The organism is Agrococcus citreus (assembly GCF_039527715.1).
Taxonomy (GTDB): Bacteria; Actinomycetota; Actinomycetes; order Actinomycetales; family Microbacteriaceae; genus Agrococcus; species Agrococcus citreus.
The window spans coordinates 254,435-262,640 of sequence record NZ_BAAAKK010000004.1 but is presented as its reverse complement, the minus strand read 5'-3'; the positions used below and the strand labels follow the sequence as shown (position 1 = coordinate 262,640).

The 8,206-nt window shown below is 68.6% G+C and carries 9 protein-coding genes; 4 read left to right on the top strand and 5 right to left on the bottom strand.

The window, feature by feature from the left end:
- Positions 1 to 17: 17 nt before the first annotated feature.
- The 3 genes from ABD106_RS08310 to ABD106_RS08300 all read right to left on the bottom strand — a co-directional run bounded on the left by ABD106_RS08310 (position 18) and on the right by ABD106_RS08300 (position 2,852).
- Positions 18 to 1,046 carry a TRAP transporter substrate-binding protein gene (locus tag ABD106_RS08310; protein ID WP_343919268.1) on the bottom strand — a complete coding sequence of 343 codons (1,029 nt, stop codon included), beginning with the start codon at positions 1,044 to 1,046 and terminating at the stop codon, positions 18 to 20.
- 87 nt (positions 1,047 to 1,133) lie between these two features.
- Positions 1,134 to 1,883 (bottom strand): FadR/GntR family transcriptional regulator, encoded by a 750-nt coding sequence (locus ABD106_RS08305; protein ID WP_343919266.1) that lies wholly within the window; start codon positions 1,881 to 1,883, stop codon positions 1,134 to 1,136.
- Between the two features lie 12 nt (positions 1,884 to 1,895).
- A complete protein-coding gene (locus ABD106_RS08300; protein WP_343919264.1) occupies positions 1,896 to 2,852 on the bottom strand; it encodes a 3-hydroxyacyl-CoA dehydrogenase family protein in 957 nt (318 codons plus the stop codon).
- 269 nt (positions 2,853 to 3,121) lie between these two features.
- On the opposite strand from ABD106_RS08300, the gene ABD106_RS08295 reads away from it, so the two are divergent.
- The gene (locus ABD106_RS08295; RefSeq protein ID WP_343919262.1) at positions 3,122 to 3,778 is read left to right on the top strand and encodes a TRAP transporter small permease; all 657 of its coding nucleotides are present in this window, start codon (positions 3,122 to 3,124) and stop codon (positions 3,776 to 3,778) included.
- 2 nt (positions 3,779 to 3,780) lie between these two features.
- Positions 3,781 to 5,040, top strand: coding sequence for a TRAP transporter large permease (locus tag ABD106_RS08290; RefSeq protein ID WP_343919260.1), 1,260 nt, complete (start codon positions 3,781 to 3,783; stop codon positions 5,038 to 5,040).
- Positions 5,041 to 5,116: 76 nt separating this feature from the next.
- On the opposite strand, the gene ABD106_RS08285 is transcribed toward ABD106_RS08290, so the two are convergent.
- Entirely contained in the window at positions 5,117 to 5,500 is a 384-nt protein-coding gene (locus ABD106_RS08285; RefSeq protein ID WP_343919258.1) for a DUF6069 family protein, read from the bottom strand.
- A 191-nt stretch (positions 5,501 to 5,691) separates the two neighbouring features.
- Between ABD106_RS08285 and ABD106_RS08280 the strand changes: the two genes are divergently transcribed.
- Positions 5,692 to 6,132 (top strand): MarR family winged helix-turn-helix transcriptional regulator, encoded by a 441-nt coding sequence (locus ABD106_RS08280; RefSeq protein WP_343919256.1) that lies wholly within the window; start codon positions 5,692 to 5,694, stop codon positions 6,130 to 6,132.
- A 62-nt stretch (positions 6,133 to 6,194) separates the two neighbouring features.
- Here ABD106_RS08280 and ABD106_RS08275 read toward each other — a convergent pair whose 3' ends face one another.
- The gene (locus ABD106_RS08275; RefSeq protein ID WP_343919254.1) at positions 6,195 to 7,106 is read right to left on the bottom strand and encodes an Lrp/AsnC family transcriptional regulator; all 912 of its coding nucleotides are present in this window, start codon (positions 7,104 to 7,106) and stop codon (positions 6,195 to 6,197) included.
- A 213-nt stretch (positions 7,107 to 7,319) separates the two neighbouring features.
- On the opposite strand from ABD106_RS08275, the gene ABD106_RS08270 reads away from it, so the two are divergent.
- Positions 7,320 to 8,171, top strand: a complete 852-nt coding sequence (locus tag ABD106_RS08270) for a transporter substrate-binding domain-containing protein (protein ID WP_343919252.1) — start codon at positions 7,320 to 7,322, stop codon at positions 8,169 to 8,171.
- Positions 8,172 to 8,206 lie beyond the last annotated feature (35 nt).

Sequence of the window (8,206 nt, the reverse complement as noted above, 5' to 3'; positions counted from 1 at the left end):
GGCCGCGCGACGGTTGGTCAGCCTCGGAGGGCCTGGATCTCCTCGGCCCACTCCTGGACCTGCGGGTCGGCAGCGCCGACGAGGTCGGCGACCGGCTCGCGCCACTCCTCGAGGTCGATCTCGAAGAACTCCACGCCCTCATCCACGAGGAACTGGCGGTTCGCCTCGGCCTCGGCGATGGACGTCTCGCGGTAGGTGGCCGACACCGTGTCGGCGGCCTCGCGCAGGATGTCCTGCACCTCGGTCGGGTAGCCGTCGAAGGTGTCGCCCCACATCTGGAAGTGGAAGTTGCCGTAGAGGTGGTTCGTCTCGGTCACGTACGGCGCGACCTCGTAGAACGACGAGAAACGGACCACGTCGATCGGGTTCTCCTGGCCCTCCACGGCGCCCTGCTCCATGGCGGAGAAGACCTCGTTGAGCGCCATCGGCGTCGGCGATGCGCCGAGCGCCTGCCACGTGTCGATGTAGGTCTGCTGGTTCGGCACGCGCAGCTTGAGGCCGGCGAGGTCGCCGATCGACTCGATCGGGCGCGTCGAGTTCAGCTGGCGGCCGCCGCGGTAGAGCGCGCCGAGCAGCTGGAAGCCCGAGTCCTCGCGGACGGTCGAGAGGATGTCCTCAGCCATCGGGCCGTCCCAGACCTCGAAGAAGTGCTCCGCATCCTCGTAGAGGAACGGCACGCCCTCGATCGCGGCCAGGTCGGTGTAGCGCTCGAGCGAGCCGAGGCTCTCGATCACCATGTTGACCGAGCCGATCTCCAGGCCTTCCTGCATCTCCTCCCAGCTGCCGAGCTGCGCGGCTGGGAACACCTCGACGGTGATGGCGCCGTCGCTGAGCGTCGAGACCTCCTCGGCCAGCTGCTCAGCGGCACGGTGCTGCAGGCTGTCGACCGCGTACGCGTGTCCGAGCGTGAGGGCCATGGGCGTGATCGAGCCGTCTGCCGCGGGGGCCGCCGCATCGGGGGACGACGAGCAGCCGGTGAGCGCGACAGCGCCGACCGCCAGCGTGGCGACGGCGGCCGTCGCGACTCGGTTGGATCGGATCTTCATTGATTTCTCCTTGTGTGTTGGTGCCCCGAAGGGCGCGGCGCAGCCACCTCGGCAGGCGAACCACCCGAGCCGGTGTCGTGTTGGGGTCTAGTCGGGCAGGTGTCGGGCCTGGATCTGCGACGGTGCGTCGCCGAGGGTGCGCTTGAGCCGGCGCTCGGCCTGGCGCATGTGCTGACGCATCGCGGACTCCGCGGCACGTCGATCTCGGGAGGCGATCGCCTCGACCACCGCGACGTGCTCGCCGTGCGAGCTCGTGGTCTCTCCGGCGGCACGGAGCGACCGGGCCATCCAGACGCGCAGCAGGGAGGTGATGTTCGAGAGGACGTCCGCGAGCGCGGTGTTGCGGCCTGCGGATGCGATGACGCGGTGGAACTGGACGTCCAGCTCGACAAAGGCGGCTTCGTCGCCGGACGCTCGATCCATGGCGTCGAGCGACGCGCGCAGCTGCTCGATCTCCTCGTCGGTCGCGCGTCGAGCCGCCAGGCCGGCGAGCGCGACCTCGATGTACTGGCGGGCCTCGATGAGGTCGAGCACGCGAGGCTCGCCGAGGAACAGCCCCCACTCGATGACGCGCGGCAGCAGGTCGGAACCAGATTCACGCAAGTAGGTGCCGTCACCGTGCCGGATGTCGACGATGCCCAGCAGGCCGAGCGACTGGATCGCTTCCCGCACCTGCGCTCGTCCGACGCCGAGCTCCTCGGCGAGCTGGCGCTCGCTGGGCAGCTTCGAGCCGGCGAGGTCGTCGCCCGCGAACATCCGCGCTGAGAGCGCATGGATGATCTCCGCGCGGACGTTGCCGGTCGAGGCGGACGGTGGCTGGGCTTCGGTCTCGTTCATGGCGTCATGCTCTCAGCGCTCTGCCGCCTGCAGGCTGCGACGCAGCTTGCCGAGCTCGCTGTAGGCGTTGTCGCGAGCGGCGATCATCTCCTGCGCCGCGGACTCGCTGAGTCCGAGGTAGCCGCCACCGGTCTTGATGCCGAGGTCGCCGGCGTCGACCCGCTCCTTGAGCGACGGCGGCACGGAGAAGCGCTCGCCGAGCGCCTTCTCGAGCGAGACGTACGAGTTGGCGTAGACGTCGAGGCCCGCCATGTCGGCCACCGCGAACGGGCCGTAGAGGGCGAGGCGGAAGCCGAAGGACGCGCGGACGATCGTGTCGATCTGCTCCGCGGTGGCGTCGCCGTCCTCCACCATGCGCGCAGCCTCGCGGAAGAGCGCGAACTGCAGGCGGTTGCAGACGAATCCGGGGGAGTCGACCACGACGGCCGGCTCCTTGCCGGTCTGCGCGAGCAGCTCGACGAGCTGGTCGGGCAGGGCTGCATCCGTCCCAGCGTGCGGGATGACCTCCACGCCCGGCAGCAGCGTGGCGGGGTTGAAGAAGTGCACGCCGAGGAAGCGCTCCGGGTGCTCGAGCACCTCGGCGAGGTCGCCGATCGGGATGGCGGAGGTGTTCGTCGCGATGATGACGTGCTCGGCCACGGCGGCTTCGATCTCGCGCAGCACGGCATGCTTCACGCCGATCTCCTCGAACACCACCTCGAGCACGATGTCGGCGCCCTGCACGCCCTCGGCGAGCGAGGGGGCCCATGAGAGGTTCGACTCGACCGCGGCCGCCTGCGCGTCGGAGATGTACCCGCGGGCGGCGTGCTCCTTGGCTTCAGCGATCACGCGAGCATGCCCAGATTCGGCGCGGCTCGGGTCGGCGTCGATCAGCACGCAGCGTCCGCCAGCCTGGGTGAACACCTGAGCGATGCCGCCGCCCATGTACCCGGATCCGACGATGGCGATGGTGATCGCGTCGAGCTGCATGTCTCTCCCTTGAGTGGCGTTCCTGCGTGACCCGTGTGCGGGTGGCTGCGCTGTCTGATTGTGGAAGATGCGCACCGCGGATGTCAAGTGGTCAACCAGTAATGCTCAAAACGAGCAGTATTTCGGCCAATCTCGCCCCGCTGGTTGCGCGTTCTCTCCTCTCACTGGTAGACCAGTCACTCAGTACTGGTTGACCAGTGAGCACTTCGCATGTCGCGCCTCGATCCGAGCGCTGGCTGCGCAGCCGTGGATTCAAGGGAGAGGCCGCGATGGAAGAGCGGAGATGGATGCCGAGCCCGGAAGGGCTCTCCGGAGGCATCCTGGGGTTCGTCGACAAGGTCGTCTCGTGGATGGTCGCGATCGGCCTGGCGCTGATCGCGCTGGTGATCTTCATCCAGGTCGCGGCTCGCTACGTGCTCAACAGCCCGACCGTGTGGTCGGAGGAGCTGGCGATCAGCATCTTCGTGTGGGTGACGATGCTCGCCATCCCGCTCGGCCTGCGCCGCGGTGAGCACCTCACGCTCGACTTCGTCACGAAGCGCTTCTCCGGCACGGTCGCGAAGTCCATCGCGATCGCCGTCGCGGCGCTCAACGTGCTGATGTTCGCGGTGCTGATCGTCCTCACGATCAACCTGCTCCCTCCTGCCGACCGCCAGCTGCTGGCCGGCATCTCCGGTGGACTGGGCATCCCGGCGAAGGTCTCGTGGGTCTACGCAGCCGTCATCGTCGGCGGTGCGCTGTCGGTGATCTTCTCGATCGAGCGCTCGGTGCTGTTCACGATGGGGCGCATCACGGTGCTCTTCGAGGACCCAGACCAGCTGCTCATCGAGGAGCTCGAGCACGAGCTGGCGGCCGAGCCGAGCGGCAGGCGCGATCCGGGCGAGCCCGGCGACGCATCCGCCCCGAACCGCTCGAAGGAGGACTGACCATGCCGTACGCACTGCTCGGCGCGTTCGCGCTCCTCCTGCTCATCGGCGCGCCCATCGGTGTCGCCCTCGGGCTCGCTTCGATGTTCGGCCTGGAGTTCTTCTCGGCCGTGCCGCTCGAGGTCACCGCGCAGCGCATGATCGCTGGCATCCGCAGCTTCCCGCTGATGGCCATCCCGCTCTACATCCTCGCTGGTGCGCTCATGAACGCCTCCGGCATCACGCAGCGGCTGGTCGACTTCGCATATGCGATCGTCGGCTCCATCCGAGGCGGGCTGGCGCATGTGACGATCCTCACGACCGCGATCTTCGGCGGCATCTCGGGTTCGCAGGTCGCCGACACGTCGAACGTCGGCCGGCTGATGATCCCGCAGATGGTCAAGCGCGGCTACAAGCGCACCTACGCGGTGTCGGTGATGGCGACCGCCGGTGCGATGTTCGTGACCATCCCGCCGAGCATCAACCTCATCGTCTACGGGGTGCTCGCGCAGGCGTCGATCGCCGACCTCTTCTTCTACGGGCTGATCATCGGCGTCGTCTTCGTCATCGTCCTGATGCTCGCGGCATACATCTTCGCGGTCATCCAGAAGCAGCCTGCCGAGGCACGCGAGAGCTTCGGCAACGTCATGCGGGCCTTCGGCCGCGCGGGCTGGTCGCTGCTGCTGCCGGTCGTCATCATCGGCGGCATCCGCATCGGCGCGTTCACGCCGACCGAGGGCGGCGCCGTCGCGGTGGTCTACGCGCTCATCGTCGGGTTCTTCCTCCACCGCGAGATGACGTGGAAGAAGCTCGTGCACTCGCTCAGCGAGTCGGGGATGCTCGTCGGCGTCATCATGCTGGTCATCGCGGCAGCGCAGATGTACTCGTGGGCGCTCATCTCGGGCCAGATCCCGCAGCAGATCACGCGGGCGCTGCTGGCCATCACCGACAACCCGCTGCTGATCCTGCTGTTCATCAACATCCTGCTGCTGCTGGTCGGCACCGTGATCGAGACGAACGCCGCGCTCATCGTCTTCGTGCCGCTGCTGCTGCCCGTGGCGACGGCGGTCGGGATCGACCCCGTGCACCTCGGCCTCGTGATGGTCGTGAACCTCGGCATCGGCCTGCTCACGCCGCCCGTCGGCCTCTGCCTGCTGGTGTCGTGCAAGATCGGGAAGATCTCGATCTCGCAAGCGATCCCGGCGATGCTGCCCTGGTTCGGCATCTGCCTGGCGTTCCTCGCGGGCGTCACCTACCTGCCAGTGCTGTTCGGCTGGTTCTAGGACGACCGCAGCGATGGGCCGGCGAGCGATCGCCGGCCCATCGCGCTTTCGGGATCGAATGGGCGCCGCCGTCTGCTCACCGTCGGCGGTGCGAGACGAGGGCAGCGAACCAGCTCGCGCCCGCGACGAGATGCATGACTGCGAGCGCGATGCCAGTGCCCGCGTCGAGCGCCCCGGAGAGCGGCAGGATGGTCGACGCGGCAGCGGCCACGAGTCCCGTCCACGCCAGGATCCGGGTCGAGCGTGGCCAGCGCTCGGCGAGCAGCCATGCCGCGATTGTCGCGAGGGCGAGGGGCGCGAATGTCGCGACGAGCACGGGCATGATGCCTACGGCGATCTCCGTTCCGCCTTGCACCACGACCATGGATGCGCCAGCAGCGGTTGCGATTCCGAGGATCGTGAGGTTGACGCCAGTCGCGATGCCGGCGGCGATCAGGCCGCGCCTGACGAGCTCGGGCATCCCGCGCGTGCGCTCCCGGGGCGCTTCATGCGCTGATGGCGGCACGGTGCGCGCTGCAGGCGCTTGGGGCTCCGATGTGTTGGTCATGGCTCCTCCTTCGGTCGGCCCCAACGGCTGAGGTCGTCAGGACGCCATGATCTGGCAGATGCTTGACCAGATCAAGCATTGACTTCCCCAAGTACCCTGACGACGTGACGGACCTGAACGCCCTGCAGGAGACGCGCGAGCTGGCAATGCTCACGCACCGAGCCGCGGCGCTCGCGGGCGCCGACCTGACGCGTGCCGCAGAGCCCATGGGGCTCACGGCGTCGACGGCGCGCGTGCTGCTCCTGCTGGAGGAGCCGATGCCGATGCGGCGCATCGCGGACAGGCTGCGGGTCGACGCCTCGTACGTGACAGGTGTGGCCGACGAGCTCGAGTCGTGCGGGATGGCGAAGCGGGCCACGGGATCGGATCGCCGCGTCAAGCTGCTGGCGCCGACGCCGACTGGCGCCGAGACCCGTGCGCGACTCGTCGACGCGGTCACCTCGGAGTCGACCGCGATGCGAGCCCTCGACGCGAGGGAGCGTGCGCAGCTGCGAGCGCTGCTCACCAAGCTGGTCGACGCGGCGAGATCCCCGGCCGCCCGCTGAAACGTCGGTGCCCGCCACCGCGCGTCAGCTCGATCGGCTCCAGAACGGCGAGCGTCAGCCTGTCAGTGCGGGTGTTCTGGCAGTGGCAGCTGCTGCGCGAACTGGTAGCGCTCCTGACGGATGCGCGCGTGCAGCCACGCGTCGACCGCTCGCACGCCCTCCATCTCTCTCAGGGTGTCGACGAGCGCCTGGAAGTCGTCGAAGGATGCGAAGGGCACGGTGGCGACGAGATCGAACCTGCCGTAGGTGCGGGCGAGGAACTCGAGGCCGGGCCGTGCGGAGATCAGATCGGCGACGCGCTCGCCGCCGTCGTGCACCGTGATGCCGAGGCCAAAGACCAGGTTGCGCGACGAATCGGACCGCTGCCCGACCGCGCCAATCCGCATGATGCCGTGGTCGAGCATCCGCTGCACACGGCCGCGCGCGCCTGTGATCGAGAGCCCGCTGGCTGCGGCGAGCTCCGCGTAGCCGAGCCGGCCGTCGCGCTGCAGCTCCGAGATGAGAGCGAGGTCAGCCTGGTCGAGGTGCTGCTCGTCCGTGGGCTCGGCACCGAGGAAGAAGCTGTTGAGCACGTGCTCGTAGATGGCCAGCTGCATGTCGACGACACCTTCGGCTCCGCGCAGCGTGCGCATCACCGACTGCAGCTCGCGCCGGTCGCGGGTGTGCACCTCTGCGGCCACCTCGAACGGGCCGACGGTCTCGGAGATGAAGACGGGGGAGCCGAGCTCATCCATGCGCTTGATGAGCGGTGTCGTCGATCCTGCGACGCGGAATGACAGGTGGGCCAGCGAGTGCAGGCCCAGTACGCGGGGGTGGACGGCGGCCAGGATCCGCAGCGCGCCTGACTCGAGCATCGGGCCGACGCGCGCGGTGACCGCGGTGCGCGTCGTGCCGAGCTGGCGCGCGATCTCGCTGAACGAGAGGCGGCCGTCGCGGCGCAGCAGCTGGACGGCTGCTTCGGTGAGGGCGTCCATGTCGCCACAGTAGAGGATGCGCCTGATGTCCGACCGCAGATATGCACAGAGAACCGCCACTCCGGGCGAATCAGGCACTACCGGGCGGATGTAACCGATCAGAAATGCGCGAGAAACGCGCGATCTGCGTAAAGTTGTTTGACAGGCCGCAGCGTTCGCGGCACCATGGGTCTCGGCGGCCACCCGGCGCCGACCCTTCCCGATGGAGTGAAGATGAAGAACCGACTTGGCGCTCTCGCCGCCGCCGCAGCAGCGATCGTCCTGCTCGCGGGCTGCTCTGCAGGCTCTCCGACGTCCACCGCGCCCGCAGGCACAGGCGCGGCGAGCACCGCACCGGAGGGTCTCGTGAACGAGGGCCAGCTCTCGGCCTGCATCGACCCGGAGTACGCTCCGCTCGAGTACTACGCCAACGGCAGCGACGGGGACATCATCGGCTTCGACGCCGACGGAATCAACGCGCTGGCGGAGCACTGGGGCGTCGCGACGAACTTCGTCGTGACGAGCTTCGACGGCCTGATGCCGGGCCTGCAGTCGGGCACGTGCGACATGATCTTCGGCGGTCTCTACATGAGCGAGGAGCGCCTCGCCGTCGCCGACGCGGCCCCGGTCATGAACGCCGGCCCGGCCATCCTGACCACGCCGGACAACGCCGACTCGATCTCGGAGCAGGCAGACCTCTGCGGCCTCACGGTCGCGGCACAGGCCGCGAGCTCGAACGAAGCGAGCCTGCAGGCGCTCAACGAGGGCGAGTGCGCCGACGACCAGATGACGATCCAGAGCTACCCGAAGACCGCCGAGACGGTGCTCGCCGTGATCAACGGGCTCGCGGACGCGCTGATCGAGACGAACGTCGCCGCCGCATACATGGAGACCCAGAACGAGGGCAGCCTGGCCGTGGCCGGGGATGTCTTCCCGACCGACACCACGTTCGGCGTCTTCACCGTGAAGGACGGTCCGATCAGCGAGGCCGTCGCCGAGGGCCTGCGCGCCCTGTACGACGAGGGCGTGCTCGCCGAGATCGCCGAGGAGTACAACCTCGACGCCACCATCGTCGACGTCTACTGACCCGACCCCTCCACCACTGAGCGTGCCCGGCGGCC

What these genes read in the sequence shown, in the direction of transcription:
- ABD106_RS08310 (WP_343919268.1), bottom strand. Translation starts at nt 1,046, where the DNA reads ATGAAGATCCGATCCAACCGAGTCGCGACGGCCGCCGTCGCCACGCTG.
- ABD106_RS08305 (WP_343919266.1), bottom strand. Translation starts at nt 1,883, where the DNA reads ATGAACGAGACCGAAGCCCAGCCACCGTCCGCCTCGACCGGCAACGTC.
- ABD106_RS08300 (WP_343919264.1), bottom strand. Translation starts at nt 2,852, where the DNA reads ATGCAGCTCGACGCGATCACCATCGCCATCGTCGGATCCGGGTACATG.
- ABD106_RS08295 (WP_343919262.1), top strand. Translation starts at nt 3,122, where the DNA reads ATGGAAGAGCGGAGATGGATGCCGAGCCCGGAAGGGCTCTCCGGAGGC.
- ABD106_RS08290 (WP_343919260.1), top strand. Translation starts at nt 3,781, where the DNA reads ATGCCGTACGCACTGCTCGGCGCGTTCGCGCTCCTCCTGCTCATCGGC.
- ABD106_RS08285 (WP_343919258.1), bottom strand. Translation starts at nt 5,500, where the DNA reads ATGCCCGAGCTCGTCAGGCGCGGCCTGATCGCCGCCGGCATCGCGACT.
- ABD106_RS08275 (WP_343919254.1), bottom strand. Translation starts at nt 7,106, where the DNA reads ATGGACGCCCTCACCGAAGCAGCCGTCCAGCTGCTGCGCCGCGACGGC.
- ABD106_RS08270 (WP_343919252.1), top strand. Translation starts at nt 7,320, where the DNA reads ATGAAGAACCGACTTGGCGCTCTCGCCGCCGCCGCAGCAGCGATCGTC.